Annotated in this window: 24 protein-coding genes; 12 read left to right on the forward strand and 12 right to left on the reverse strand. The window is 59.6% G+C overall.

What is annotated here, in order from left to right; genetic code table 11:
* Nucleotides 1-4: 4 nt before the first annotated feature.
* The 6 genes from H8B20_RS00740 to H8B20_RS00765 all read right to left on the reverse strand — a co-directional run bounded on the left by H8B20_RS00740 (nucleotide 5) and on the right by H8B20_RS00765 (nucleotide 7,847).
* Entirely contained in the window at nucleotides 5-715 is a 711-nt protein-coding gene (locus tag H8B20_RS00740) for an ABC transporter permease (RefSeq protein ID WP_047300003.1), read from the reverse strand.
* On the reverse strand, nucleotides 712-1,440 hold the full coding sequence (locus H8B20_RS00745) for an ABC transporter permease (protein WP_042557956.1): 729 nt from the start codon (nucleotides 1,438-1,440) through the stop codon (nucleotides 712-714). The genes H8B20_RS00740 and H8B20_RS00745 overlap by 4 nt, the downstream gene beginning before the upstream one ends.
* Nucleotides 1,441-1,496: 56 nt before the next feature.
* The gene (locus H8B20_RS00750; RefSeq protein WP_042557957.1) at nucleotides 1,497-2,279 is read right to left on the reverse strand and encodes a transporter substrate-binding domain-containing protein; all 783 of its coding nucleotides are present in this window, start codon (nucleotides 2,277-2,279) and stop codon (nucleotides 1,497-1,499) included.
* 237 nt (nucleotides 2,280-2,516) lie between these two features.
* Entirely contained in the window at nucleotides 2,517-4,205 is a 1,689-nt protein-coding gene (locus H8B20_RS00755; protein ID WP_210622085.1) for an ATP-dependent DNA ligase, read from the reverse strand.
* On the reverse strand, nucleotides 4,202-5,236 hold the full coding sequence (locus tag H8B20_RS00760; protein ID WP_210622086.1) for a ligase-associated DNA damage response exonuclease: 1,035 nt from the start codon (nucleotides 5,234-5,236) through the stop codon (nucleotides 4,202-4,204). The genes H8B20_RS00755 and H8B20_RS00760 overlap by 4 nt, the downstream gene beginning before the upstream one ends.
* Before the next feature lie 160 nt (nucleotides 5,237-5,396).
* A complete protein-coding gene (locus tag H8B20_RS00765) occupies nucleotides 5,397-7,847 on the reverse strand; it encodes a penicillin acylase family protein (protein WP_210622087.1) in 2,451 nt (816 codons plus the stop codon).
* Nucleotides 7,848-8,039: 192 nt separating this feature from the next.
* Here H8B20_RS00765 and H8B20_RS00770 point away from each other — a divergent pair, with 192 nt between their 5' ends.
* Complete coding sequence (locus H8B20_RS00770) at nucleotides 8,040-8,597, forward strand: cysteine hydrolase family protein (protein ID WP_210622088.1); 558 nt, start codon at nucleotides 8,040-8,042, stop codon at nucleotides 8,595-8,597.
* Between the two features lie 276 nt (nucleotides 8,598-8,873).
* Here H8B20_RS00770 and H8B20_RS00775 read toward each other — a convergent pair whose 3' ends face one another.
* The 4 genes from H8B20_RS00775 to H8B20_RS00790 are packed head-to-tail and all read right to left on the reverse strand — an operon-like array spanning nucleotide 8,874 to nucleotide 10,610.
* Nucleotides 8,874-9,083: an SEC-C metal-binding domain-containing protein gene (locus tag H8B20_RS00775; RefSeq protein WP_008083915.1), complete on the reverse strand. Its 210-nt coding sequence runs from the start codon at nucleotides 9,081-9,083 to the stop codon at nucleotides 8,874-8,876.
* Nucleotides 9,080-9,574 carry an LEA/WHy family protein gene (locus H8B20_RS00780; RefSeq protein WP_210622089.1) on the reverse strand — a complete coding sequence of 165 codons (495 nt, stop codon included), beginning with the start codon at nucleotides 9,572-9,574 and terminating at the stop codon, nucleotides 9,080-9,082. Before H8B20_RS00780 ends, H8B20_RS00775 begins: the two co-directional genes overlap by 4 nt.
* Before the next feature lie 57 nt (nucleotides 9,575-9,631).
* Nucleotides 9,632-10,108 carry a YchJ family protein gene (locus H8B20_RS00785; RefSeq protein WP_115146436.1) on the reverse strand — a complete coding sequence of 159 codons (477 nt, stop codon included), beginning with the start codon at nucleotides 10,106-10,108 and terminating at the stop codon, nucleotides 9,632-9,634.
* Nucleotides 10,109-10,112: 4 nt separating this feature from the next.
* Nucleotides 10,113-10,610 (reverse strand): DUF6231 family protein, encoded by a 498-nt coding sequence (locus H8B20_RS00790; protein ID WP_210622090.1) that lies wholly within the window; start codon nucleotides 10,608-10,610, stop codon nucleotides 10,113-10,115.
* A 199-nt stretch (nucleotides 10,611-10,809) separates the two neighbouring features.
* Here H8B20_RS00790 and H8B20_RS00795 point away from each other — a divergent pair, with 199 nt between their 5' ends.
* The 4 genes from H8B20_RS00795 to H8B20_RS00810 all read left to right on the forward strand — a co-directional run bounded on the left by H8B20_RS00795 (nucleotide 10,810) and on the right by H8B20_RS00810 (nucleotide 13,513).
* Nucleotides 10,810-11,505, forward strand: a complete 696-nt coding sequence (locus H8B20_RS00795) for a PA1041 family peptidoglycan-binding anchor lipoprotein (protein WP_042557964.1) — start codon at nucleotides 10,810-10,812, stop codon at nucleotides 11,503-11,505.
* An 89-nt stretch (nucleotides 11,506-11,594) separates the two neighbouring features.
* Complete coding sequence (locus tag H8B20_RS00800; RefSeq protein ID WP_210622091.1) at nucleotides 11,595-12,317, forward strand: PA1041 family peptidoglycan-binding anchor lipoprotein; 723 nt, start codon at nucleotides 11,595-11,597, stop codon at nucleotides 12,315-12,317.
* Between the two features lie 163 nt (nucleotides 12,318-12,480).
* On the forward strand, nucleotides 12,481-12,762 hold the full coding sequence (locus H8B20_RS00805) for a DUF1145 domain-containing protein (protein ID WP_047300010.1): 282 nt from the start codon (nucleotides 12,481-12,483) through the stop codon (nucleotides 12,760-12,762).
* Nucleotides 12,755-13,513 carry a hypothetical protein gene (locus tag H8B20_RS00810; RefSeq protein ID WP_047300011.1) on the forward strand — a complete coding sequence of 253 codons (759 nt, stop codon included), beginning with the start codon at nucleotides 12,755-12,757 and terminating at the stop codon, nucleotides 13,511-13,513. The genes H8B20_RS00805 and H8B20_RS00810 overlap by 8 nt, the downstream gene beginning before the upstream one ends.
* Before the next feature lie 77 nt (nucleotides 13,514-13,590).
* Here H8B20_RS00810 and H8B20_RS00815 read toward each other — a convergent pair whose 3' ends face one another.
* Complete coding sequence (locus H8B20_RS00815) at nucleotides 13,591-14,055, reverse strand: CopD family protein (protein WP_047300012.1); 465 nt, start codon at nucleotides 14,053-14,055, stop codon at nucleotides 13,591-13,593.
* A gap of 99 nt (nucleotides 14,056-14,154) precedes the next feature.
* Here H8B20_RS00815 and dinG point away from each other — a divergent pair, with 99 nt between their 5' ends.
* The 5 genes from dinG to pdxH all read left to right on the forward strand — a co-directional run bounded on the left by dinG (nucleotide 14,155) and on the right by pdxH (nucleotide 22,118).
* Nucleotides 14,155-16,299 (forward strand): ATP-dependent DNA helicase DinG, encoded by a 2,145-nt coding sequence (gene dinG / locus H8B20_RS00820; protein WP_042557969.1) that lies wholly within the window; start codon nucleotides 14,155-14,157, stop codon nucleotides 16,297-16,299.
* 93 nt (nucleotides 16,300-16,392) lie between these two features.
* The gene (locus H8B20_RS00825) at nucleotides 16,393-18,876 is read left to right on the forward strand and encodes a beta-galactosidase (protein ID WP_210622092.1); all 2,484 of its coding nucleotides are present in this window, start codon (nucleotides 16,393-16,395) and stop codon (nucleotides 18,874-18,876) included.
* Between the two features lie 192 nt (nucleotides 18,877-19,068).
* Nucleotides 19,069-20,214 carry a serine hydrolase domain-containing protein gene (locus tag H8B20_RS00830; RefSeq protein ID WP_210622093.1) on the forward strand — a complete coding sequence of 382 codons (1,146 nt, stop codon included), beginning with the start codon at nucleotides 19,069-19,071 and terminating at the stop codon, nucleotides 20,212-20,214.
* Between the two features lie 113 nt (nucleotides 20,215-20,327).
* On the forward strand, nucleotides 20,328-21,446 hold the full coding sequence (locus tag H8B20_RS00835) for an OmpA family protein (RefSeq protein ID WP_210622094.1): 1,119 nt from the start codon (nucleotides 20,328-20,330) through the stop codon (nucleotides 21,444-21,446).
* A gap of 24 nt (nucleotides 21,447-21,470) precedes the next feature.
* Nucleotides 21,471-22,118, forward strand: a complete 648-nt coding sequence (gene pdxH / locus H8B20_RS00840; protein WP_042557973.1) for a pyridoxamine 5'-phosphate oxidase — start codon at nucleotides 21,471-21,473, stop codon at nucleotides 22,116-22,118.
* A 5-nt stretch (nucleotides 22,119-22,123) separates the two neighbouring features.
* Here the strand turns inward: pdxH and H8B20_RS00845 are convergent, their stop codons facing one another.
* The gene (locus tag H8B20_RS00845; RefSeq protein ID WP_047300016.1) at nucleotides 22,124-22,360 is read right to left on the reverse strand and encodes a hypothetical protein; all 237 of its coding nucleotides are present in this window, start codon (nucleotides 22,358-22,360) and stop codon (nucleotides 22,124-22,126) included.
* 176 nt (nucleotides 22,361-22,536) lie between these two features.
* Here H8B20_RS00845 and H8B20_RS00850 point away from each other — a divergent pair, with 176 nt between their 5' ends.
* Nucleotides 22,537-23,001, forward strand: coding sequence for an outer membrane lipoprotein (locus H8B20_RS00850; RefSeq protein WP_016771369.1), 465 nt, complete (start codon nucleotides 22,537-22,539; stop codon nucleotides 22,999-23,001).
* A gap of 92 nt (nucleotides 23,002-23,093) precedes the next feature.
* Nucleotides 23,094-24,668 (forward strand): recombinase family protein, encoded by a 1,575-nt coding sequence (locus tag H8B20_RS00855; protein ID WP_210622095.1) that lies wholly within the window; start codon nucleotides 23,094-23,096, stop codon nucleotides 24,666-24,668.
* The last annotated feature ends 250 nt before the right edge of the window (nucleotides 24,669-24,918 follow it).

Genomic DNA, 24,918 nt, shown 5'->3' on the forward strand with positions numbered 1-24,918 from the left:
CGGCTTAGTGAGTCGGCCCGAGGAAGGCCAGCCATCGGCGTTCGGCGAGGCGAAACAGGCCGACCAGCGCAAAAGTAATGGTCAGGTAAATCAGCGCGGCGATGCCGAACGATTGAAAAGTCAGAAAGGTCGCCGAGTTGGCGTCCCGGGCGACTTTCAGGATGTCGGGGATGGTCGCGGTGAAGGCCACGGTGGTCGAGTGCAGCATCAGGATCACTTCGTTGCTGTAGTAAGGCAACGAACGCCGTAGGGCCGAGGGCATGATCACGTAGGCATACAGCTTCCACCCGGTCAGACCGTAGGCCTTGGCCGCTTCGACTTCGCCGTGATTCATGCTGCGGATCGACCCGGCGAAAATCTCCGTAGTGTAGGCGCAGGTGTTCAGGGCAAACGCGAGGATCGTGCAGTTCATCGCATCGCGAAAGAAGCTGTCGAGGATCGGCTGCTCGCGCACGGCGGCCAGGCTGTAGATGCCGGTGTAGCAAATCAGCAGTTGAATGTAGAGCGGCGTGCCACGGAACAGGTAGGTGTAGAACTGCACCGGCCAGCGGATATAGAAGTGCGGGGAAACCCGAGCGATCGACAGCGGAATCGACACAATGAAGCCGATGAAGATCGAAGCGCTGAGCAGCCACATCGTCATCGCCAGCCCGGTGATGTTCTGGCCGTCGGTATAAAGGAAGGCTTTCCAGTATTCCTGCAGGAGTTCGATCATCGTACGGCCTCCCGGGAACCGGCGGCATAACGGCGTTCAAGCCGGCGCAGGATGAAATTCGAGGCACTGGTGATCAGCAGATAGATCAACGCGGCGAGGACCAGGAAGTAGAACAGTTGATAAGTGCTTTTACCGGCGTCCTGCGCGGCTTTGACCAGATCGGCCAGACCGATGATCGACACAAGCGCCGTGGCCTTGAGCATCACCATCCAGTTGTTGCCGATGCCCGGCAGGGCGAAGCGCATCATTTGCGGGAACACCACGAAGCGAAAGCGCTGGCCGCGTTTGAGGCCATATGCAGTGGCGGCTTCAACCTGCCCGCGTGGTACGGCGAGGATCGCGCCACGAAAGGTTTCGGTGAAATACGCGCCATAAATGAAGCCCAGGGTCAGCACACCGGCGCTGAACGGGTCGATCTCGATGTATTCCCATTCCATGTAATCGGTCAGCGACGTCAGCCAGGTTTGCAGGCTGTAGAAGATCAGCAGCATCAGCACCAGATCCGGCACCCCACGAATCAGCGTGGTGTAGAGCTGGGCGGGCAGACGCACCAGTTTGACTTTTGACAGCTTGGCACTGGCGCCGAGCAGGCCGAGCAACACGGCCACCAGCAGCGACATCGCCGATAATTTGATGGTCATCCAGGTGCCTTGCAACAGCAACGGGCCGAAACCCTGAAGGCTGAACGCGGAGAGCCCCAGATTTTGTAAGAGGTTTTCGAACATAAATCAGCAACCTGAGCGGATGGAAAAGGCGCCCATCGAGGATGGGCGCCGGGGCATTATTTGCCGCTGTACAGATTCAGATCGCCAAAGTGTTTCTTTTGAATCTCGGCGTATTTGCCGTCGTCGTGTAACGCTTTGATACCTTTATCCAAAAGCGCTTTCAGCTCAGTGTTACCTTTCTTAATACCGACAGCAGTTTTGGCCGGCAGCAATTCGCTGTCGACGGGCTTGCTGACTTCGTAGCCTTCACCTTTTGGCGACTTCAGGAAGCCCAGTTCGGCTTGCAGCATGTCCTGAATGGCGGCATCGAGACGGCCAGAAGTCAGGTCGGAGTAAACCTGATCCTGATTCTGATAGGCCTGAGTCTTCACGCCAGCCTTGTCCAGCACGGCTTTGGCGTAGGCTTCCTGAATGGTGCCTTGCTCGTAGCCAACGGTTTTGCCCTTGAGGGACGCGACGTCTTCGCTCAGGCCGGAACCCTTCTTGAACACGTAAGCGGTCGGGCCGGAGAACAGTTCGCTGGAGAAATCGATGACTTTCTCGCGAGCCGGGGTCACGGTCATCGACGAGATCACACCGTCGAATTTGTTGGCTTTGAGGCCCGGAATCATGCCGTCGAAGTCACTTTCGACCCACTTGCACTTGACCTTCAGTTCGGCGCAGATCGCGTTGCCCAGATCGATGTCGAAGCCTACCAGGCTGCCGTCGGCCGCTTTCGACTCAAACGGTGCGTACGAAGGGTCAACGCCAAAGCGCAGCTCTTTGTATTCCTTGGCCAGCGCGGAGCCAGCGGCCATGCACAACGCCAGTGCAGAAAGGGTCAGCAATGCTTTTTTCATTATTCAATCCCTAAGAACCAATATGAGCGCTTGTGGCGCAGAATTATTGTTACTGGAACGCGTACGACCTATAGAAAGTAGCAATTTCCGAACCATAGTCCCGAACAAGTGTTTTAAAAGGTGGGATTAATAGATAAGCAGAAAATTGATGCACGGAAACGGGCATCGCAAATGTGATGCACTTTTTGTGTGCGAGATCGTTCCCGTGCGGTGCGTGGGAACGATCGCGGGTGAGGGTCAGGCCAACAGATCCTGCAACGTCGCCAGGCTATCGGCCTCGTCCACAGTCTTGTCCTGCCGCCAGCGCAGCATCCTGGGGAAACGCACGGCGATTCCGCTCTTGTGCCGGCGCGAGAGGGCGATGCCTTCAAATCCCAGTTCAAACACCAGGCTTGGTTTTACACTGCTGACCGGGCCGAATTTTTCCACGGTGGTTTTGCGCACAATGCTGTCGACCTGTCGCATTTCGGCATCCGTCAGCCCTGAATAGGCCTTGGCGAACGGCACCAGTGCGCGCTGACTGGACTCGGGCGGGCCGTCCCACACGGCGAAGGTGTAATCGCTGTACAGGCTGGCGCGGCGGCCATGACCGCGTTGTGCATAAATCAATACCGCGTCGACACTGAAGGGGTCGACCTTCCATTTCCACCACACGCCCATGTCTTTGGTGCGGCCCACGCCATATAGAGAATCGCGTGCCTTGAGCATCATGCCTTCGACGCCCAGGCGCCGCGAGGCTTCGCGCTGACGGGCGAGGTCGAACCAGTCCGTGCCGGTCAATACTGGCGAGGGCAGCAACACCTGGCTATTGCAGCGGGCGATGACATCCTCCAGTTGCGCGCGGCGCCGGGCTTGCGGCTGATTGCGCCAGTCTTCGCCTTGCCATTCCAGCAAGTCGTAGGCGAGCACCACGACCGGTACGTCTTCGAGGATTTTCTTGTCGAGGGTTTTGCGCCCGATTCGCTGTTGCAGCAGGGCGAACGGTTGCACCGCGGGCGGCTCGGTCGATTGCGGATCAAAGGCATCTTCGGTGTGCGGACGGGTGCTTTTCCACACCACGATTTCGCCGTCGATGACCGTGCCATCGGGCAAACCGTGGACCAGCACATCCAGTTCGGGGAAGCGCTCGGTGACCAGTTCTTCGCCGCGCGACCACACCCATAACCGGCCGTCACGCTTGACCACTTGCGCGCGAATGCCATCCCACTTCCATTCCACCTGCCAATTGCTTGCAGGGCCGATCAGCGCTTCGAACTCCTCAACCGGTTGCGACAAGGCATGTGCGAGGAAAAACGGGTACGGCTGACCGCCGCGCTGAGCATGCTCGTCGGCAGATTCTGCGGCGATCAGCTTGAGATAGCTGGCTGCGTCGGGCCGATTCGACAGGTCGGTGTAACCCACCAGACGTTGGGCGACACGTTTGCTGTCGAGCCCGGCCATCGACGCCAGTGCGCGGGTCACCAGCAGTTTCGATACGCCAACGCGGAAGCTGCCGGTGATCAGTTTGATGCACAGCATCAGGCTCGGCCGATCCAGTTGCGCCCACAGTGCGGGCAATTGCAGTGAAAGAGACTCCGGGGTTTCACCGCGTAGCGGTAGAAGTTTGTCCTCGATCCATTCGGCGAGGCCGGCGTCGGAGCTGTGCGGGTTTTCCGGCAGTACCAGCGAAATGGTTTCCGCAAGATCGCCGACCGATTGATAGCTCTCCTCGAACAGCCATGGCGTCAGCCCGGAGACCGCGACCGCCAGTTCGCGCAGCATCCGCACCGGCACCAGTTGCCGTGGCCGGCCACCGGACAAAAAGTACACCGCCCACGCCGCATCTTGCGGTTCGGCCTTGGCGAAGTAGGCCTGCATGGCGGCCAGTTTGGCGTTGCTGGACGTGGTGGCGTCGAGTTCGGCGTACAACTCGGCGAAAGCTTTCATGCTGGTATCTCTGCGATGGTCGGAGTGGCTGCGGCGCTATCTTCTTCGTCATCGCCGTATTCGGTGTTGAAGCCTTGGGCATCGAGACCTTGCTCGCGCAGATGGCGCACCAGCACACCAATTGAGCCGTGAGTGACCATCACCCGTTCGGCGCCGGTCTGGTCAATCGCCCATAGCAGACCGGGCCAGTCGGCGTGGTCGGACAGCACAAAACCGCGATCGACCCCACGCCGCCGACGCGTGCCGCGCAGGCGCATCCAGCCACTGGCGAACGCGTCGCTGAAGTCACCGAAGCGCCTCATCCAGGTGCTGCCGCCGGCTGAAGGCGGTGCGATGACCAAGGCCTGGCGCATGATCGGATCGCTTTTTTTCAGATCACCGGCGTAGATCGTCGGCGGCAGGTATACGCCGGCGTCGCGGTAAACCCGGTTCAACGGTTCGACAGCGCCGTGGCTGAGGATCGGCCCGAGGCTTTCGTCGATGCCGTGGAGGATTCGCTGGGCTTTGCCGAAGGAATAGCAGAACAACACGCTGGCCTTGCCGGCGGCGATATTGCCTTTCCACCATTCGTTTATTTCGCTGAACACCTGCGCCTGCGGCTGCCATCGATAGATCGGCAGGCCGAAGGTCGATTCGGTGATGAAGGTGTGGCAGCGCACCGGTTCGAACGGCGCGCAGGTGCCGTCCGGTTCGATCTTGTAATCGCCGGAGGCGACCCAGACTTCACCGCCATATTCCAGGCGTACTTGCGCCGAGCCGAGCACGTGACCGGCCGGGTGGAAACTCAAGGTGACACCGTGGTGGGTCAGGCGTTGGCCGTACGCGAGGGTTTGGAGGTTGATGTCCTGTCCCAGGCGCGAGCGCAGAATCCCTTCGCTGGCGCTGCTGGCCAGATAATGTTGGTTACCGGTGCGGGCGTGATCGCCGTGGGCATGGGTGATCACCGAACGCTCGACGGGGCGCCAGGGGTCGATATAGAAATCCCCGGCGGGGCAGTACAAACCTTCCGGGCGCGCGATAACAAGATCCATGTCATTGCCAGAATGGGGGGCTTGTTAGCTATGAGGTTGTCGCGAAGGTGGAAGTTCTATTGGATTTTCAGGGGTGAAAATCAAAAGATCGCAGCCTTCGGCAGCTCCTGCATTTGTCTGTGTAGGAGCTGCCGAAGGCTGCGATCTTTTGTTCTTTGTCTTACTTGCCCGGTGTCAGGGTCAGACGCGCCTTCCCATAAACCCGATCAAAGTTCTGTGGCTGCATCGGCAATCCGATGTACTGCCCCTTGAGCCACTGATCGATGCCGTTAAGGTAATTCGGGCTAAGCGGATTCCCCGATTGCCCTGTGCCGTTCTGCCCCATCAAGGGTTCGGTCTGACCGAAGTCGACGATAAAGCGCATCGATGGCGCGCGGGTAGTAGTGAAGTCCTGACCCCAGGCAAACGCCGAAGTATTCAGCGTCGTGTGATCGCCGCCTGCCGCCAGCGGCCCGCGAACGGTCTGGCCATTGGCGTTCTTCCACGCATAGCTGTGCAATTTGCCCCACTGCCAGGTCTTGTGATCACCGCCCAACTGACTGTCGCCAGCGTTGATCGCCGCCGCCAGGCTGCGGGCGAGAATCACGGCCTTGTCTTCTTTTTGCGGCGTGCGAAGGTCATCCCAGAACGGACTGTCCTCGCGCTCCAGCAAATGATCAGCCTGCGCCGCGTAGGACAATTCGCCGTTAGCGATAAACGCTTTCCACGCCGGGCTGGATTCCGGACCGAGTTCGTCGAGGAAGATCTGTTTCATGCTTTCTTGCAGGAACAGTTCATAGATCGCCGCATCAGCCGAAGTCGGGCTGAGTTTGCCGTCGAACGCCATCAACCGCGTGAACGCCTCACGCGCCTTGCTGCGATCGGCTTCCGGCAGCGCATCAATCGCCTGTTTCAGCGGCTGCTTCATGCCTGGCGCGTCGAAGACTTTCTTCAGTTTGGCGGCGAATGTTGTGGTCTGGTCGTATTGCATGGCGATCACGCTGCGGCTGTCGTGCTTGCCGCTGCCGGCCAGTTCTGCCAGACGCTCGCCGCGTTCCGGCGCAGCCCAGGAGTTGGATAACTGCATGCCATAACCATGCGGGATGACTCGCTGGTTGGCGGTGCCGAGCCAGCCTTGCGCCGGGTCCTGATCGTAGGGGTGCAGCATCGGGTCGGCGTAACCGTCCCAATCATAACGACCTTCCCAGCCCGGCGATGGCAGCAGGCCTTCGCCTTCACGGCGATTGGGGAAGCGCCCGGTGACTTGCCAACCGATGTTGCTGGCGTCGGCGAATACCAGATTCAACGCGATAGCGCGGATTTCCCGGCTGGCGTCCGACGCGCGTTCAACGTTCTGTGCACGGCTCAGATCAAAAAATGCGTCCAGCGATTTGTCGTCGGTGAAGCTTGGCGTCTGCAAGGCCAGGCCGTAGCCGCTGCCTTGCGCCGCAGCCTTGGCACTGTTGAGCAATGCGCCGTGACGGGTTTCGTACACCGCTTCGCGAATCGGCCGCTGGCCTTTGACGAAGTAGGTTTCGTTGCGCACGCCCAGTGGCTGCCATTTGCCATTGACCTCGTAGGTCAGGCTGCTGCCCTGGCGACGGATTTTTTCCAGGAACAGATCCTGATTGTCGCCGAGCACGCTGCTCATGCTCCATGCCACTTTGCCGTTGAAACCACCGAGCACCATCGGCAGACCGGCAACGGTCACGCCGGCAGCCTGATATTTCGGCGCGCGGATCTGCACGAAACTCCACAGCGACGGCGCGGCCAATGGGCCGTGACTGTCGCTGGCCAAGAGACTTTTGCCGCTGCGGCTGCGTTGCGGGGCGATGGCCCAGTTGTTCGAAGACGTGGCACCCAGCAGGTTCAACGTCGACAGCTGTTGGCTGGCGCTGCTCAATTCGCTCAGGCCGGGGATCTGCCCGTTGAGCTTGAGGCCTTGCAGCTTGTCGGCTTCGCCCAGCGGCAGGTTTTCGTCAGGCGCCGACGGGGTCAGCCATGCAAGCTTGTCGGTGGTGACGGTCTGTGCCAGTACCAGCGAAGCGATTTCTTCCGGCAGGTTGGCCGACTGGCTGAAGTTCAGCAGGACGAAAATCAGCGCCGAATCTTCTGGTTTCCAGTATTCAGGCTTGTAGCCACTGGAGGCGAGGTCGCCCGGCAGCTTGTCGGCATAGCGGAACAGGTAGGCGTTGACGCCCCGCGCATAGACTTCGAAGAAGCGCTTGAGCCGAGGGGAGGAGGCTTTGTACAGCTCACCGGCGCTCTTCTTCAGATTGACCGCGCGCATGTAGCGGTCGGCGTCGAGCATCGACGCGCCGGACATTTCCGCGAGACGGCCCTGAGCCAACAGGCGCAGGGTGACCATCTGATTGATGCGGTCGCTGGCGTGGACATAGCCAAGGGCGAACAGGGCGTCGTGGAAGCTGTTGCTTTCGATCAACGGCATGCCCATGGCATTGCGGCGCACTGAAACGTTCTGCGCCAAACCCTTGAGCGGTTGCACGCCAGAGGTGGGCGGGAGGGTGTCCTGAGCGTTCCAGGTCTGACAACCGGTCAGGCTCAAAACACCGGCCACTGCTGCGGCAACGCCGAACCGGGGAAGAAAATGTGTGAGGGCTGGCGAGGCCATGGCAAAGCTCCTGCGGGGGTGTAGAGGCTGGGGGCGCAATAAAGGCGCTACGTTAGTGAGCAGGAGGATGCCGCGCAAGCGGGGCGAGTGGTTATTTCTTGCCACTGATCGATGATCGTTTCATGGCTTGCCTGGTTGAAGGGAGAGATGCTGAACTGCGGCAAATCAAATGACCCTCGCGAGAAAACCGCCATGGAGCTTCAGGCCAACGCTGCACTGATCATCATCGACCAGCAAAAAGGCATCCTGCATCCGCGTTTGGGGCGGCGCAATAATCCACTGGCTGAAGAACGAATTCTCGATTTGCTGAGTTTTTGGCGGCGCAGTGGGCGGCCGGTGATTCATGTGCAACACCTGTCGCGCTCGCCGGATTCAGTGTTCTGGCCCGAGCAGGAAGGGGTGGAGTTTCAGCAGAGATTTATGCCCCGGGACGGCGAATGGCTGATTCAGAAACAAGTGCCGGACGCTTTTTGCGCCACCGGGCTGCAAGTGCGCCTGCGTGAGGCGGGGATTGGGCAGTTGATCATCGTTGGCGTGGCCACCCACAACTCGGTGGAGTCCACGGCGCGCACGGCGGGCAACCTGGGGTTTGATGCGTGGGTGGCGGAGGATGCATGCTTCACGTTCGACAAGGCTGATTTTTTCGGCACGCCGCGTTCAGCTGAAGAGGTGCATGGGATGTCGCTGGGGAATCTGCAGGGGGAGTATGCGACGGTGGTCAGGGTTGAGCAGATTCTGGCGGCAGGCTGAACCTTACTGAATGTGCCGGCCTCTTCGCGAGCAGGCTCGCTCCCACAGTAGATTGCATTGCAACTCAAGGAACTCCGTCACTGCTGGAGCTGGTTTGCCAGCGATACCGGTGTATCAGGCGACATTTCGGCCGGGAGTGCCGGCCTCATCGCTGGCAAGCCAGCTCCCACAGGATTTGCGGTGCACACAGGTGTCGTGCCTGGCACCGGTCAACTGTGGGAGCGAGCTTGCTCGCGAAGGCGGTTGATCAGGCGAAGGAATAGTTCGCCCGGAACATCACGCCCCGTGGCACTTCTTGAATTTCTTGCCGTTGCCGCAAGGGCAAGGGTCATTGCGGCCGACGTCTTTCAGGGCGTTGCGCACCGGTTCCTGGTGGGCGTGGCCGCAGTTCGGGCCGTGAACATGGCCGTGGTCGTGATCGTGATGATGGTCATGATCATGATCGTGGTTGCAATCAGGGCCATGGACATGAGGTTGTTGGGTCATCGGTGTTGCTCCGGAATTAAATCGGCGGGGATTATCACGCCATTGCGCTCAAGGTGCACGTAGTGAGCGATGAATAAACCGGTTTCCATTTCCCCCTGCAATCGATAAGGAATCTGCTGCTTCGAGTTTTTCAGCATTTTCACCACGTCTTTTACCTTCGGCCACAGGTTGGTACGGATCGGCACTTTGAAGTACGCGCTGTGTTTGGGGCCGACGGTAAACCAGTGTTCATGCTCCCCTTCAGCCAGCAACATGTCAGCCAGATGAATACGGTATTCCAGGCCGCGCACGGTCAGATCGCTGTCGTTGGGATTGTCGATGCGAAAGTGCAGGATAAACCTCTGCTCGAGGAGTTTGGCGCGCACCACTTCGACTTTTACCAGGTGCACGGCGGGGTCGCGGGTGTCGTCGGCGAACCATGAGGCGCAGCCGCCGAGCCCCAGAAACAGGAAAAAGGCGAGGGATTGCAATGCGCGTCGTTGAGCAAACATGGAGTAGCTCCTTTTGTTGCTCAGTCTAGCCCTAAAAGATTGGCCGGTTTTTTCATCTCAAGCGCCGAAATAACCTGCACAGCACTTCTTGAACTTCTGCCCGCTGGCGCACGGGCAACTGTCGTTGCGCCCCAGTTTCAACTGCACCGTCGGATCGATGAAATACCAACGCCCGGCGTTCTGCACAAATGAAGAGCGTTCGCGGTGGCTATGTTCACCCTGGCTGTCGTGCCAGCGCGCGGTGAAGGTGACAAAGGCGTGTTCCGGCTGGCCGCCGAAGACTTCCGAGCTTTCGACCTCGAGGCCCAGCCAGGTGCTTTGCGCGCTCCAGGCGCCGATCGATTGCCGGTCCAGCCCTGCTTGCTGGGCTGGCAGGGTGGTCGCCACCAGATAATCGATCAGCCCCAGCACATAGGCGCTGTAGCGCGAGCGCATCAAGGCTTCGGCGCACGGGGCCGGGAGGCCTTCGTGATAATGACCGCAGCAGGCATCCAGCAGATTACCGCTGCCGCAAGGGCAAATGGCTGTACTCATTGCATTACCACCAGTATTTCCCGAAGTTTTCCGGATTGGCCCAGAACCGTGAGTTGAGCCAGTCGGGGACTTGTTTGTAGTCAAGCAGATCATAAGTGAACAGAGTCAGAACCTGCTCGTCGCGGGCAAAGCGCTCACTGGCTTGCAGCGCCAGCGAATAGAAATCGGTTTCCTGCCAGCCACTGGCCGACAGATCCGCCAGCACCGCAATGCGACTGGCGTTGAGATTACGAATGCCACCCAGCAGATTCAGGCCGTCGCGCTTGGGCAAATGTTCCAGGCAATCGACTACAAGGGCCAGATCGAAACGCCGCGCCGCCAGTTCAGCAGGCAAGGCTCCCGGGGCCGCGTGGGCCACGCAGGTGTCCGGGTGGGCTGCTTTAAAAGCGGCCAATGCCGGAAATTCACTGGCGCCGATCACCAGCAATCGCGCCGGGGCATAGCGATCCAGCAAAGCGGCTAACGCCTGTTGGGGCGTGCGGGAAGAAATGGCGGCGTTCATCGAAGCTCCTCAATCAGACCGCCAAGACTAGCCTGCCTGACTGTGGCAGCAAAGAGCCCTGTCTCGCAGGTTTCCAGCCAAAGCGCCGAAGTCCTGTGAACACGGTGGCAAACAGCAGTCGTCTATTGCTGGCGGAGATTAAAACTCCGGTCTTTACTCCCTGAATCGGTTTCAAGCCGATCCCTCAGGAGAAAACTAGATGAGCATAGTTCGGACAGCATTACCCTTGGTTCTGCTAACCAGTGTGTTGACTGGTTGCGCAGGTTTGCAGAAAACCGACTGGCCGACCTGTGCTGCGGTCGGTGGTGTCGTCGGTGCCGGTCTCGGCGCGACCGAGAGCGCCTCTTGGGCGGGCGGCGGCGCACTGATCGTCGGTGGTATGGCGGCGGCCTATTGCTGGGTGCACGGTGATGGCGACGAAGACGGCGATGGCGTGCCGGACAGCCGCGACAAGTGCCCGGGCACGCCTAAAGGTGTGCAGGTCGATGCAGATGGTTGCCCTCCACCAGTCCCGGCGCCAGTGGTTGAAGAAGCCGTAGTGGTCAAGGAAGAAACCATCGTCATCCGCGATGTTCACTTCCAGTTCGACAAAGCCACGCTGACCGGCGCTGACAAAATGGTGCTCGACAAGGTCGCCACGCGCCTGAAACAGGAATCCTCGACTGCGCAACTGACCGTCACCGGTCACACCGACAGCGTGGGCAGCGATGCCTACAACCAGAAACTGTCGGATCGTCGTGCACACTCGGTGGTCAAGTACCTGGTCGAGAGCGGCATACCGCAGGGCAGCTTCGTTTCGGTGACCGGTGCCGGTGAAAGCCAGCCAGTTGCGGATAACAAAACCGCTGACGGTCGTGCTCAGAACCGTCGTACTGAAATCAAAATCAACCGTTAGTCCTCTTGCATCCGCGGCTTGTGCAGTCGCGGATGCGGGTCTTTACTCCTGTGTAACCGGTATGGGCCGGTGACACAGGAGCGTTCACAATGACTGTTTTCTCAAGGTCTGTCTTGCCGGTGCTGCTGCTTGGCAGTTTGCTTACCGGTTGCGCCACTCACAGCGATGGCACTGCACCCCTCAATCAACGTACGTGGCCGATCTGCAGCCTTCTTGGCGGGCTGGTCGGCGGCGGGCTCGGCGCTATTGAAAGCGCTGGCTGGGCCGGTGGCGGCGCAGCGCTGGGGATTTTGACCGGCGGACTGATCTGTTACGCCCAGGATGGCGATGAAGACGACGACGGCGTGTTCGACCGTCGCGACCGTTGCCCGGATACCCCGGCCAACACGCCAGTCGATCACCGTGGCTGCCCACTGCCACAGTATCCGGTCGTTGAAAAACCGGTCGAACCGGCGCCGCAAACCGAAATCGTCACCTTGAGCGATGCCGGCGATGTGTTGTTCGCATTCGACAAGTCCGACCTGACCCCGGCAGCGACAGCCCAGCTCGATACCCTGATGGACAAACTGCGCAACGCCGACGTGGTCAGTATCAAGGTAATCGGTCATACCGACAGCAAAGGTTCGGATGCGTATAACCAGGCATTGTCGGAACGGCGCGCCAGCAGTGTGGCCGCTTACCTGCTGAGTCAGGGGCTCGCACCTAACAAACTCACCAGTGAAGGGCGTGGCGAGGGTGAGCCAGTGGCTGACAACGCAACGGACGAGGGCCGCGCGCAAAACCGTCGCGTGGAGTTACATATCAATCGTTAGGATGGGTCTGTAGTCCGCAAGCTAGAGCTGTCGGACGGCGATTAGTGTCGATCCGGCAGCCATTTGGCGGCTGCATAATGATTTTTCATTTTTGCCTCTGGCTTATCCCCCGCAGAAGCCGTTACTGTGCGCCCAAAGAATAATTCGCAACACGGGGGAGCGTATGAAAGTGTTTTGGGGGCTGGGGCGATTATTGACCCTGCTGTTCTGCTGCGTGGTGCTGGCTAATCAGCTGGTGCCGTTCGTACATCCGCTGCACCTGTTGGTCAATCTGGCCGGCGGTCTGCTGTTGCTGATCCATGTGCTCGAAATGCTGCTGTGCAATCGCAGTCTCAAGGGGCGTCCGCACCCTTGGCGTGATCGTGCCCGCATCCTGTTGTTCGGCGTATTCCACCTGCAAACCATCCCGGCCCCGGCCGCTCCGGAGGCTTCTTCCCATGCGTAAACTTTGTCTGCTCGCTGCATTTATCAGCCCGTTGGCCTGTGCCCAGGTGGTCAGCGTCGAAACCAATTCCCTGATGCGCCTGCCCAACACCGCCGGCACCTTGCAACTTGAAAAACTGGAAGTGGCCGATTACGGCACTTTGCTGATTCCCGCCAATGTGACTGAGTTGAGTGTCGGTGAGTTGCGCCTCGGCCATGAAGCACGGATCGCTATCGTTCCGGGTGAGCAGGCGCTGGACATGAAAGTCAATCGCGCAGAACTGAGCGAAGGCAGCCGGATCACCGCTCGCGGTGCCCCGGGGACTTATGAAAAAGCCGCCCGCGCAGGGCGCAATCTGAATTTGCAATTCAAGGCATTGAGCGCACCGCAGCTGCAAGTCGATGCGCGCGGTGGCACGGGCGCGCCGGGGTTTGTCGGGCTCGATGGTGGCAACGGTGAAGATCCGGGCTGCACCTATGGCTCGGCCGGGCACGGTGCGGATGGCAGTGACGGCAGCGATGGCCAGCCAGGTGCACCAGGTGCGCTGGTACGGCTTGAAGTACCGCGCGAATTTCCGGTCGAGCTGATCAAGGTCAATGTGGCTGGCGGCGCCGGTGGCCCGGCGGGGGTTGGTGGCAAGGCTGGTAAGGGTGGCAAGTCCAAGGGCTGCCTGGTGTACCGCGCCGATGGCGGCAAGAGCGGCAAGGCGGGGGCTGATGGTCAGCCGGGGCCTGTGGGTGCGGCGGGTGCGGTGACTGTGCAGCGCCTGTAGAAGCTCTCCCTCACCCCAACCCTCTCCCCCCGGGAGAGGGCCAGGGTGAGGGGCTCTTGATCTTTAGTCAGCGCAGATCAGAACATCGGCCGAGCCGCCGCAATCGCCACCAGCACCAACCCGACAATCAGGTTAAGTCCCACCACCCGCCGAATCCGCCCCAGCACCGCCGCACCCGCCGGCCAGTCCTTCGCCTCAACCGCTTTGCGCAACTCCGGCAGCATCAGCCCCTGAATCCGGATAAACAGCGCGGTCATCACCACATACAAACCCATCATCACCTGCACGTATTTCGGTGCGGTCTCGAACCCGACTTGCTGCAGATGCAGCATACCCACGCCGCTGATTGGCAACAGGATCACCGCGACCCAGACCCAGCGGAAAAAACCTTGAAATACTTCTACCCACAGCGTCAGCCGATTGGGACCGTCCAGAGCCTTCATAGCCGCGGGGCGCAAGACTATCCAGGCGAAAAACATACCGCCGACCCAGACTAAAGCGGCCAGTACATGCAGGGGATAAACGAGGCTAAAAGGTGTCATTGGGGCACTCCGTTCTGCGCGGGATTAATTAGCGGGGTATGATAGCCGTCATCCGAAACCACTGAAAATTTATCCAGCGTTTTTTGCGCCCGACAATTCATGATCAGCACTGAACTCAAAACCACGATCCAGGGCGCCTATTCGCGTTTTCTAGAGGCCAAGAGCCTCAAGCCGCGTTACGGCCAGCGCCTGATGATCGCTGAAATCGCCAAAGTCCTCGGGGATATCGACACCGACGACGAAGGCCGGCGCAGTGGCGACCCCGCGATTGTCGCGGTGGAAGCCGGCACCGGTACCGGCAAAACCGTGGCCTACAGCCTGGCGGCGATTCCGACAGCGAAAGCTGCCGGCAAACGCCTGGTGATCGCCACCGCGACGGTGGCCCTGCAAGAGCAGATCGTCTACAAGGACTTGCCTGACCTGATGCGCAACAGCGGGCTGAATTTCAGCTTTGCGCTGGCCAAGGGCCGTGGTCGCTACATGTGTCTGTCCAAACTCGACATGCTGTTGCAGGAAGGCCACGCGCAAACCGCCACCGCTCAGCTGTTCGAAGAAGAAGGCTTCAAGATCGAGGTCGATGAGGCCAGTCAGAAGCTGTTCACCAGCATGATCGAAAAGCTCGCCGGCAATAAATGGGACGGCGACCGCGACAGCTGGTCGACCGCGCTCGAAGACGCCGATTGGGCGCGACTGACCACCGACCACAGCCAATGCACCAACCGCCATTGCCCGAACTTCGGCCAGTGCGCCTTTTACAAGGCGCGCGAAGGTATGGGCAAAGTTGATGTCATCGTCACCAACCATGACATGGTCCTGGCTGACCTGGCATTGGGCGGCGGCGCTGTACTGCCAGACCCCCGCGACACCATCTACGTATTCGACGAAGGCCATCACCTGCCGGACAAGGCTATCGGCCATTTCGCCCATTACACGCGTTTGCGTTCCACCGCCGACTGGCTGGAAACCACCGCCAAGAACCTCACCAAGCTGTTGGCCCAACACCCGTTGCCGGGCGATCTTGGCAAACTGATCGAGCAAGTGCCGGAGCTGGCGCGTGAGATCAAGGCCCAGCAGCAGTTCATGTTCAGCGCCTGCGAGCAAGTTGCCGATTTCAAACCCGGCGAAGACGTCGAAGGCCGTGAGCGGCCGCGCCATCGCTTTGTCGCCGGGGTCATTCCCGAGCACATGCGTGAAATGGGCATCGAGTTGAAAAAAGGCTTCTCCCGCCTCAATGACCTGTTCACTCGCCTGACCGACCTGCTCAAGGAAGGCATGGATGGCGAGGTCAACATCGGCATCGCCAGCAATCAGGCCGAAGAATGGTATCCACTGTTCGGCAGCCTGTTGTCGCGGGCGTCCGGCAATTGGGAGCTCTGGACCGCGTTCACCGCCGAAGACCCGGAAGACAGCCCGCCCATGGCGCGCTGGCTGACCTTGGCCGAAAGCGGCTCGCTGTTTGATATCGAGGTCAACGCCAGCCCGATTCTCGCCGCTGAAACCTTGCGCCGCAGCCTGTGGAATGTCGCCTATGGTTGCCTGGTCACCTCGGCCACTCTGACCGCCCTCGGCACGTTCGACCGCTTCCGCATGCGCGCCGGTCTGCCGAAGAAAGCCGTCACCGCCGTGGTGCCGAGCCCGTTCCATCACGCCGATGCCGGCGTGTTGCGGGTGCCGGATCTGAAGGCCGACCCACGCGATGCTCCCGCCCACACGGCGGCGATCATCCGTGATTTGCCGGACCTGGTCGAAGGCTCACGCGGCACGCTGGTGCTGTTTTCTTCGCGCAAACAGATGCAGGACGTGTTCGATGGTCTGGACCGTGACTGGCGCAAGCAAGTGTTCATTCAAGGCAACCTGTCGAAACAGGAAACCCTGAACAAGCACAAGGCGCGGGTCGATGGCGGCGATTCCAGCGTGCTGTTCGGTCTGGCCAGTTTTGCCGAGGGTGTCGACTTGCCGGGCGCGTATTGCGAGCACGTGGTGATCGCCAAGATCCCGTTCTCGGTACCGGACGACCCGGTCGAGGCGGCACTGGCGGAGTGGATCGAAGCCCGGGGTGGCAATCCGTTCATGGAAATCTCGGTGCCCGATGCCTCGCTGAAACTGGTTCAGGCCTGCGGTCGTCTGCTGCGTACCGAAGAAGACCGCGGCACCATCACCTTGCTCGATCGGCGGCTGGTCACCCAGCGCTACGGCAAGGCGATCCTCAATGCGTTGCCTCCTTTCCGTCGTGAAATATCCTGAGACATCGGTGGGCAGTTTTGCCCGCCGCGTTGTCTATCTCTCTGCCATCGCTTTTCCATTGGCCATTTGGTCGTTAGGGAGAACTCCGTTCTTATGATCCGCCGTTCGTTGCCCGCCGTATTTGCCTTGATCTTTGCTGCCCCGTTGCTGGCGGCGCCTGCTGGCCAGCAGACTCTGTTCAACTTTGTCCGTCCCGCCGACGTGGTGAAAATCGCCACCGAAAACGCCGACCTGCCGCAAGCCAACGCCGAGCAAACCGCTGAAGGTGAAGTGCTGCGCCGGGTGACGTTCAACGCGGTGGCACGTCCGACGTTGCGTCTGACCCCGCAAACCGGCGCTTGGGACTGGTCGCAGTCCGGCATGATGAGCCTGCGCATTCAGAGCGCGATGAACTGGGCCGTGACGGTCTACGTGCAGATTCAAAGCAACAACGGCCAAACGCTGACCAGTCGTGTCGATCTGCCGGCCGGCCCGGCGCAAACCTTGCTGGTGCCGTTGGTGGCAAGTTCGCCACTGAGCCAAGGCATGAAGGCCGGTCCACCGATGCCGATGACCGTAGATGGCCAGCGCATTCTGCTGGCCAGCAGCAGCGGTGAGATTGATCGCAGCCAAGTGGTATCGGTGAGCCTGTCGATGGATCAGCCGAAAGTTGCCCAAAGCCTGCTGCTTGAGCGCTTTGGTGTGCAGGACGGCGAAGGGATCACGCAAGCGGTGTACGGCAATCTGGTCGACGCTTACGGCCAATCGACCCGCAGCAAATGGCCGGAAAAAGTCTCCAGTGACGAGCAACTCAAATCCGCCGCCGGCAAGGAACAGCAACAGCTGAAAACCTGGCTTGCCGAGCGTGAAAAGTCCTCACTGGACAAGTTCGGGGGCTGGAGCAAAGGTCCTGCGTTCAAGGCCAGTGGTTTTTTCCGCACCGAAAAACGTGACGGCCGCTGGTACCTGGTGACGCCTGAAGGGCATCCGTTCTACTCCCTCGGCGTCAACACCGTCAGCCCCGAGGTCAATCAGACCTACGTGGCCGGGCGCGAGTGGATGTTCGAATCCCTGCCAAAACCCGGTGAACCTCTCGCCAGCCATTTCGGCGAAGGCGATAACCGTGGCGGCAACGGCGCCGATCAGGGCCGAGGCTACGGCAACGGGCGCTGGTATGACTTCTATGGCGCCAACCTGCAGCGCTTGAATGGCGAACCGTGCAAACCCGACAGCGACGTCAAGGCCGGGGTGGCCGAAGCGGCCAAGGCTGGCGCGGCTGAGGAAACCGCCGTCAATGCCGCAGAACCGATTGCCACCTCTGAGGAGCCCAAGGCTGGCGTCGCTGAGGCGGCCAAAGCGGAACCGGTTGCACCAGCGGCTCAACCGCCCGCTGCCACGCCGTGTACTGCCACGGTCGATGAGCAGAAGTGGGCCAGTCATACCCTTGATCGTCTTCAGGCCTGGGGTTTCAACACCCTCGGCAACTGGAGTGCAGACGCCGTGGTCGATGCCGAGCGCGTGCCGTACACCTTGCCGCTGTCGATCGTCGGCGATTACACCAGCATCAGCACCGGCAACGACTGGTGGGGCGCGATGCCCGATCCGTTCGACCCGCGTTTCGCCATGGCGACCGAGCGTGCCGTGGCCATCGCGGCCCGCGATCATCGCGACGATCCATGGCTGATCGGCTATTTCGCCGATAACGAGCTGGCGTGGGCCGGTCCCGGCGACGATGCGCAATCGCGTTACGCGCTGGCTTACGGCACGTTGAAAATGACCACCGACGTACCGGCCAAACGCGCGTTCCTCAAGCAGTTGCGTGACAAATACCGCAATCAGGCGGGGCTGTCGCAGGCATGGGGTATCGATCTGCCGGCGTGGGAGTTGATGGAAGATCCGGGTTTCGTGCCGCCCATGCCGAACCCTGAGCATCCGGAAATCGAAGCCGATTTCAAATATTTCCAGAAAGTCTTCGCTGACACTTATTTTAAGACCATCTCCGACTCGCTGAAATGGCATGCGCCGAATCAACTGCTGCTCGGCGGTCGTTTCGCCGTCAGTACCCCGGAAGCAGTCGCGTCGTGCGCGCAGTATTGCGATGTACTGAGCTTTAACATGTACACCCTAAAGCCGCAGGACGGTTACGACTTTGTCGCGCTGGGCGCTTTGGACAAACCGGTATTGATCACCGAGTTCAACTTTGGCTCGACCGATCGCGGCCCGTTCTGGGGCGGCGTGACGCAACTGGCCAAGGAAGAGGATCGCGGCGCGGCGTACGCCAGCTTCCTCAAACAGGCGCTGAACGAGCCGTCGATTGTCGGGGTTCACTGGTTCCAGTTTCTCGATCAACCCGTGACCGGGCGTCTGCTGGACGGCGAGAACGGGCACTTCGGTCTGGTCGGTGTGACGGATCTGCCGTATCAAGGATTTGTTGACGCGGTGCGCAAGGGCAATTTGCAGGCTGTCGATCAGCTGGGCAAAGAGGCCGCGAAACCGCCGGCTGCGGCGGCTCATGAAGCTGAAGGCGGCCGCAAGGGTGAGGCGGGTAAAGGTCCGGGTGCGGGCCACTCGGGTGGGCATTCCGGCAATGGTCACTGAGTTTTAGATAGCCAGGATCGCAGCCTGCGGCAGCTCCTACATGAGATTGCGTTCTCTGTAGGAGCTGCCGCAGGCTGCGATCTTTTGATCTTCGGTTAGAGATGACCACCGAGCCCACAGCTGTTCCCAAACCCCTCAAGGACTGGAACAATGCGGGCCACTTTGTAGAGCGTTTTCGCGGGGGAGTTGCGGGTGCAGATTCAGGGACATTACGAGCTTCAGTTCGAAGCGGTGCGCGAGGCTTTCGCCGCACTGTTCGACGATCCCCAGGAACGCGGCGCAGCCTTGTGCATTCAGGTCGGCGGAGAAACCGTCGTCGATCTCTGGGCCGGTACTGCCGATAAGGATGGCGCCCAAGCCTGGCACAGCGACACCATCGCCAACCTGTTCTCCTGCACGAAAACCTTCACGGCCGTCACCGCGTTGCAACTGGTTGCCGAAGGCAAACTGCAACTGGATGTTCCGGTCGCGCGCTACTGGCCGGAATTCGCCGCCGCTGGCAAAGAATCCGTCACGCTGCGTCAATTGCTTTGTCATCAGGCAGGTCTGCCGGCTCTGCGCGAACTGCTCGCGCCCGAAGCGCTTTATGAATGGCAAACCATGGTGGACGCCCTTGCGGCTGAAGCGCCGTGGTGGACGCCGGGCACCGGTCACGGTTACGCCGCGATCACGTACGGTTGGCTGGTCGGCGAACTGCTCCGTCGTGCCGACGGTCGCGGGCCGGGTGAATCGATCGTCGCCCGTGTCGCCAAGCCATTGGGTCTGGATTTCCATGTCGGTCTGGCGGATGAAGAGTTTTATCGCGTGGCGCATATCGCTCGCGGCAAGGGTAATGCTGGCGACGCCGCTGCTCAGCGACTGCTGCAAACGACGATGCGTGAACCCACTGCCATGACCACCCGCGCTTTCACTAATCCGCCGTCGGTGCTCACCAGCACCAACAAACCGGAATGGCGCCGCATGCAGCAACCGGCGGCTAATGGCCACGGCAATGCGCGCAGTCTGGCCGGGTTCTACGCGGGACTGCTTGATGGCAGCCTGCTCGAAAGCGACATGCTGCAAGAGCTGACCCGCGAGCATAGCCTCGGCGAAGACAAGACCCTGTTGACCCGCACCCGTTTTGGTCTGGGCTGCATGCTCGATCAACCGGACGTGCCCAATGCCACCTACGGCCTCGGCCCAGGGGCTTTTGGTCATCCGGGCGCGGGCGGCTCTATCGGTTTTGCTGACCCGGAGCATGATGTCGCGTTTGGTTTTGTGACAAATACGCTTGGACCGTACGTCTTGATGGATCCGCGTGCGCAGAAGCTCGCGCGGGTGCTAGCCACTTGTCTGTAAAGTATCACCCGAGGTTCCAGGGCCGGAACCTCGAAAGGTTTTTCGATTCAAAGCGTCTGTTTATCCGGGCGAAAGTGCTCTGATTTTTCATTACTTCATTTTGTGGATTTTCAATGTCAGCTAAAACGACTCTCGCCCTGGCCCTGTGTGTTGCGATCACCGGTTGTGCACAGACTCCTAAAAACGACGCGGACGGCGGCACCTGGTGGCCGTTCGGTTCCTCCGACAAAGTGGCGGCCAATGAGCCTGCACCGACTCCAGCTCCAGCTCCGGCGCCGCTGAAACCTGCCGCCACCGCGCCGGTTGCCAAGGCTGAAAGCAGCAATCCCTGGTACTGGCCGTTCGGCTCCGATGATGCCGCTGCCAAAGCTGACATGAAGGCCGAAGTAGCCCCTGAAGCCAAGAAACCGGTCTCTGTCGCCAAGGCTGAAGCTGACGCAGGTGGAAAATGGTGGTGGCCGTTCGGCGGCAAGGATCAGCCTGTGACCAAAGCGGTGCCGATGCCGGATCCGAAAGTCACCCAGGCCTGGCTCGACGATTACGAGCCGCGTCTGCGCACCGCCATCAAGGACAGCAATCTGCAACTCGAGCGCCGCGAAAACGTGCTGGTGGTCACCGCGCCGGTCGAAGGTTCGTTCAACCCGGATCGCCCGGCGATGTTGCTGCCAGTCACCCTCGGCCCGTTCACTCGTGTGGCGAAAATCCTCGAAGCCGACCCGAAAACTGCCGTGCTTGTACTTGGTCACAGCGACACCAGCGGTGCTGCTCCAGCCAACGTCAAACTGAGCCAGGAACGTGCCCAGGCCATTGCGGCGATTTTCCGCCTCAGCGGTTTGCAGCGTGATCGTCTGATGCTGCGCGGCATGGGTTCTGAAGCGCCACGTGCGGCCAACGACAGCGTTGAAGGCCGTGCGTTGAACCGTCGTGTGGAACTGCTGGTGACCCCGCAAAACACCATGGTTGCGTTGCTCAGCAAATACAACATGCCGGCGCCGAAGCCAGTGACCCTGGTTGCCGCGCAAGACGTCAAGCCAGTGGCCAAACCGGTGACGCCAGCCCCGGCCGCGAAGAAAGCTGCTGTACCAGCCGCCAAAAAGGCCCCGGCCAAGAAAGCTGCCGCCAAGGCTCCGGCGAAAAAGGCTCCGGCCAAAGCTCCAGCGAAGAAGACTGCTCCAGCCAAAGCCGCGGCGACCGACAAGAAAGTCGCCGCCACCGATGCCGCCAAGAAGTGATCCGCTAACGAAAAGGAATGCGCCATGACCCAGGCTCTGGCAGATATGCGTCGTGATTACACCCGTGATGGCCTGACCGAGGCGCAAGCCCCGGCCGAGCCGTTTGCGCTGTTCCACCAGTGGTTTGCCGATGCGGTGAAAACCGAGCAGGCGCCGGTGGAAGCCAACGCCATGACCGTGGCCACAGTAGATGCGGACGGGCGTCCGCATTGCCGCATTCTGTTGCTCAAGGGCCTGGACGAGCAGGGTTTCACCTTCTTCACCAACTACGAAAGTGCCAAGGGTCAGCATCTGGCAGCGAATCCGTTCGCGGCCATGACCTTCTTCTGGCCGACCCTTGAGCGTCAGGTGCGCATCGAAGGTCGGGTGGTGAAAGTCACGCCTGCAGAGTCCGATGCGTATTATCAAGTGCGTCCATTGGGCAGCCGTCTCGGTGCCTGGGCGTCGCCGCAGAGCCGTGTGATCAACGGGCGAGGGGAGCTGGAAGATTTGCTCAAGGCCACCGAGCAGCGCTTCAGCGATACCCAGCCGGATTGCCCGGAACACTGGGGCGGTTACCGCTTGCTGCCCGAGCGCATCGAGTTCTGGCAGGGCCGTGCGAGCCGACTGCACGATCGCCTCAACTACCGTTTGCAAGGCGCCGACTGGATTCTTGAACGTCTGGCACCTTAAGCAGTCTACCGAGCGAGATAGCCTGCCGCTGCGGCCTCCAGCCACATCGGCAGGTCTCTGCGCTTGATCTTCAGCGCCTGAGCGCGGGCCAACTGATCGAGCATGAAGGCACGTTTGCCTTCATCCTTGCCGGCCAGTGACAGCGCGAGGTCGCGGTCCATCCAGCGTTTGATCCGCAAGTACAACCACCCGTGGAAGTACAGACCGGCGACGGTGGTAACGACGATGATGAAGTAATCCATGAAAATCCTCGGAGCGGTGGCGCAGGATCGGTCATTTGGCGCTAAGGTTGGGATTCTGAGGGAAGAGCACAGGCGTCTGTACCTCGCCTGAATGAAAGCCAATTTATCCGCACTGCGTCGTGACAGACGTCAAGCTGCGGAGTTTAATGAATAGATGTTCTTTTGGAGTTGATGCTATGCGTAAGTCTGTTCTGCTGGTTGCTTCCTTTTCCACGATGGCGATGTTGCTTACCGGTTGCCAATCGAGCCTGACCGGTGACTCCTACTCCCGTGACGAAGCGCGTCGCGTGCAGACGATTCGCATGGGCACCATCGAATCCCTGCGTCCGGTCAAAATCGAAGGCACCAAGACCCCGATTGGCGGCGCTGCAGGCGCTGTGGTTGGCGGTGTTGGTGGCAGCGCTATCGGCGGCGGCAAGGGCAGTATCGTTGCTGCTGTCATCGGTGCGGTGGCGGGTGGTCTGCTCGGTTCCGCAACCGAAGAAGGCCTGACTCGTACTCAAGGCGTGGAAATCACCGTTCGTGAAGACGACGGCAGCATGCGCGCCTATGTGCAGCAGGTTCAGGAGAATGAAGTGTTCCGTGTTGGCGAGCGGGTACGGATTTCGACTGTTGGCGGGACTAGCCGCGTTTCGCACTAAGCGAGAGCAAGCGGTAAAAGAAAACCCCGATCAGGTGGAAAGAATCGGCAATGTTATGATTGCCAGTTTAGTCCACTCGGTCGGGGTTTTTAATGCCTGTAGCTTTTTCATACATTCGCTTCAGCAGTGCAGAGCAGGCTCATGGTGATAGCCTCACACGCCAGCAAGAGTACGTCGCCAAATGGCTTCTGGCCCACCGTGAATACGTTCTGAGTGGTGCAAGCTTCCAAGACCTTGGCATCAGTGGTTACTCCGGCAAGCATCTTGAAAATGGCTTTGGCAAGCTTCTCGCTGCTGTTGAGAATGGTGTTATTAAGTCAACTGATGTTGTTCTGATTGAAGCCATCGACAGGGCAGGGAGGCTTGAACCTTCCGTAATGCTCCACCTGCTAACAGGCATTGTGAACGCGGGTGTGAAGCTGATCACACTGGACGATGGGATCACATACAGCAACGATCCCAACAATTCGAACAACCTTTTTCTTCTGGTCGCCAAGGTGCAACAGGCGCATCAGTACAGTGACGCGTTGAGTCGAAGGATCAAGGACGCCTACACCCGGAAAAGGGAAAAGGCCGCTGCTGGTGATGGTGTCAAACGACACACACCAATATGGCTGACTTCCGAAGGTGAGCTTGTCGAAGGTCTTGCTCCGATCATTGTCCAAGTATTCGAGGACTACGCAGATGGTCTTGGCGAGCGTCGAATTCTTACCCGCATTCGTGGCAAACACCCGTCAGTTGAAACTACAAATCCCACCACATTGAAGCGTTGGTTGCGAAACCCCACGGCTATCGGACGCTGGAACGATATCGAGGATGTGTATCCTGCCGTCATCAGCAAAGAACTTTGGTATCGGGTGCAGAAACGTTTGCAAGAAGCATATGTCCCTCGGTCAGCTCCGTCGAAGTATCTGTTGTCTGGGTTGGTTCGGTGTGGGCGGTGTGGCACCAATTACTGTGTCGTGGACACGAAGCGTTCACCCGCTGTGATGCGTTGCTACCGGCGTCATCGTCAAGGCGCCGATGGGTGTACAAATGGCAGTTCGATTCCTATGCACGTGCTCGATTTCGTTCGCAGCCAGACAATGTATGGTGCCATGCAGCGTGCAGCTCAGAGTCGGAATCTCACGTCAGGTGAGAAGCGGTTGATTGAGATTGACGGGGAGTTGACCGAGCTACAGCGTCAGTCTGCCAATCTCGCGGACTCTCTTGCCGAGTTTGGAATGCTTCCTCCCATTCGCGCCAAGCTGGAGCAGGTGACAGTATCGATTCAAAGGCTTGAGCAGGAGAGGGCGTTGCTCAAAGTTGCACCGGCTCCTGTGTCCATAGATGACATGATTGATCTCCAACATACACTGCTGGATGACGATCAAATGAGGTTGAACGCACTGCTACAAGGCGTGGAGTACGTCATTGTATGTGACGGCGCCACAATCACCGTAGATGAGCCACACCTTCAAACCCAAGGCGAGCGCCAGGTGTACGAGTACAAGGGCTCAAATCGGTCTACAGAGACGTACAGGGTGATTGAGAACAACCACACTGAGCATCATCTTGATATGCCCAACTCCAAGCGCGTGGCTGCTGCAATCGTGGAGTTTGAAAATACTCCAATCACTCAGCACCTACGCTGGAACGGCACGGAGTTTGTTGAAGAAAGTGCCTGAAGGTTTGGAGCATATCAGGAGTCTTGCGTTGAGCAATCGGCGCCAGAAACTCTTTGAAAACCTATCGAAAACCGCTGTAAAACCTCATCGACTTTCGTCACGTAGCGAACTGCCACTCCCGGTTCATCCCGTGTTTACTGGATAAAATGGAGCTTCGAACCAAGCAAAGGCCGGATTCCGCACCGGAAATCAGTTTCTACAGATTCGCACTGCAAAGTACGAAGGATAGGCTCAGTACAATGGCACAAGA

This window comes from Pseudomonas sp. P42 (assembly GCF_017973755.1).
Taxonomy (GTDB): Bacteria; Pseudomonadota; Gammaproteobacteria; order Pseudomonadales; family Pseudomonadaceae; genus Aquipseudomonas; species Aquipseudomonas iridis.

Coding starts and splice junctions, on each gene's coding strand:
- H8B20_RS00800 (WP_210622091.1), top strand. CDS start 11,595: ATGACTGTTTTCTCAAGGTCTGTCTTGCCGGTGCTGCTGCTTGGCAGT.
- H8B20_RS00850 (WP_016771369.1), top strand. CDS start 22,537: ATGCGTAAGTCTGTTCTGCTGGTTGCTTCCTTTTCCACGATGGCGATG.
- H8B20_RS00755 (WP_210622085.1), bottom strand. CDS start 4,205: ATGAAAGCTTTCGCCGAGTTGTACGCCGAACTCGACGCCACCACGTCC.
- H8B20_RS00835 (WP_210622094.1), top strand. CDS start 20,328: ATGTCAGCTAAAACGACTCTCGCCCTGGCCCTGTGTGTTGCGATCACC.
- H8B20_RS00740 (WP_047300003.1), bottom strand. CDS start 715: ATGATCGAACTCCTGCAGGAATACTGGAAAGCCTTCCTTTATACCGAC.
- H8B20_RS00855 (WP_210622095.1), top strand. CDS start 23,094: ATGCCTGTAGCTTTTTCATACATTCGCTTCAGCAGTGCAGAGCAGGCT.
- H8B20_RS00805 (WP_047300010.1), top strand. CDS start 12,481: ATGAAAGTGTTTTGGGGGCTGGGGCGATTATTGACCCTGCTGTTCTGC.
- H8B20_RS00780 (WP_210622089.1), bottom strand. CDS start 9,574: ATGTTTGCTCAACGACGCGCATTGCAATCCCTCGCCTTTTTCCTGTTT.
- dinG (WP_042557969.1), top strand. CDS start 14,155: ATGATCAGCACTGAACTCAAAACCACGATCCAGGGCGCCTATTCGCGT.
- H8B20_RS00795 (WP_042557964.1), top strand. CDS start 10,810: ATGAGCATAGTTCGGACAGCATTACCCTTGGTTCTGCTAACCAGTGTG.
- pdxH (WP_042557973.1), top strand. CDS start 21,471: ATGACCCAGGCTCTGGCAGATATGCGTCGTGATTACACCCGTGATGGC.
- H8B20_RS00785 (WP_115146436.1), bottom strand. CDS start 10,108: ATGAGTACAGCCATTTGCCCTTGCGGCAGCGGTAATCTGCTGGATGCC.
- H8B20_RS00765 (WP_210622087.1), bottom strand. CDS start 7,847: ATGGCCTCGCCAGCCCTCACACATTTTCTTCCCCGGTTCGGCGTTGCC.
- H8B20_RS00775 (WP_008083915.1), bottom strand. CDS start 9,083: ATGACCCAACAACCTCATGTCCATGGCCCTGATTGCAACCACGATCAT.
- H8B20_RS00845 (WP_047300016.1), bottom strand. CDS start 22,360: ATGGATTACTTCATCATCGTCGTTACCACCGTCGCCGGTCTGTACTTC.
- H8B20_RS00810 (WP_047300011.1), top strand. CDS start 12,755: ATGCGTAAACTTTGTCTGCTCGCTGCATTTATCAGCCCGTTGGCCTGT.
- H8B20_RS00745 (WP_042557956.1), bottom strand. CDS start 1,440: ATGTTCGAAAACCTCTTACAAAATCTGGGGCTCTCCGCGTTCAGCCTT.
- H8B20_RS00760 (WP_210622086.1), bottom strand. CDS start 5,236: ATGGATCTTGTTATCGCGCGCCCGGAAGGTTTGTACTGCCCCGCCGGG.
- H8B20_RS00825 (WP_210622092.1), top strand. CDS start 16,393: ATGATCCGCCGTTCGTTGCCCGCCGTATTTGCCTTGATCTTTGCTGCC.
- H8B20_RS00750 (WP_042557957.1), bottom strand. CDS start 2,279: ATGAAAAAAGCATTGCTGACCCTTTCTGCACTGGCGTTGTGCATGGCC.
- H8B20_RS00770 (WP_210622088.1), top strand. CDS start 8,040: ATGGAGCTTCAGGCCAACGCTGCACTGATCATCATCGACCAGCAAAAA.
- H8B20_RS00815 (WP_047300012.1), bottom strand. CDS start 14,055: ATGACACCTTTTAGCCTCGTTTATCCCCTGCATGTACTGGCCGCTTTA.
- H8B20_RS00790 (WP_210622090.1), bottom strand. CDS start 10,610: ATGAACGCCGCCATTTCTTCCCGCACGCCCCAACAGGCGTTAGCCGCT.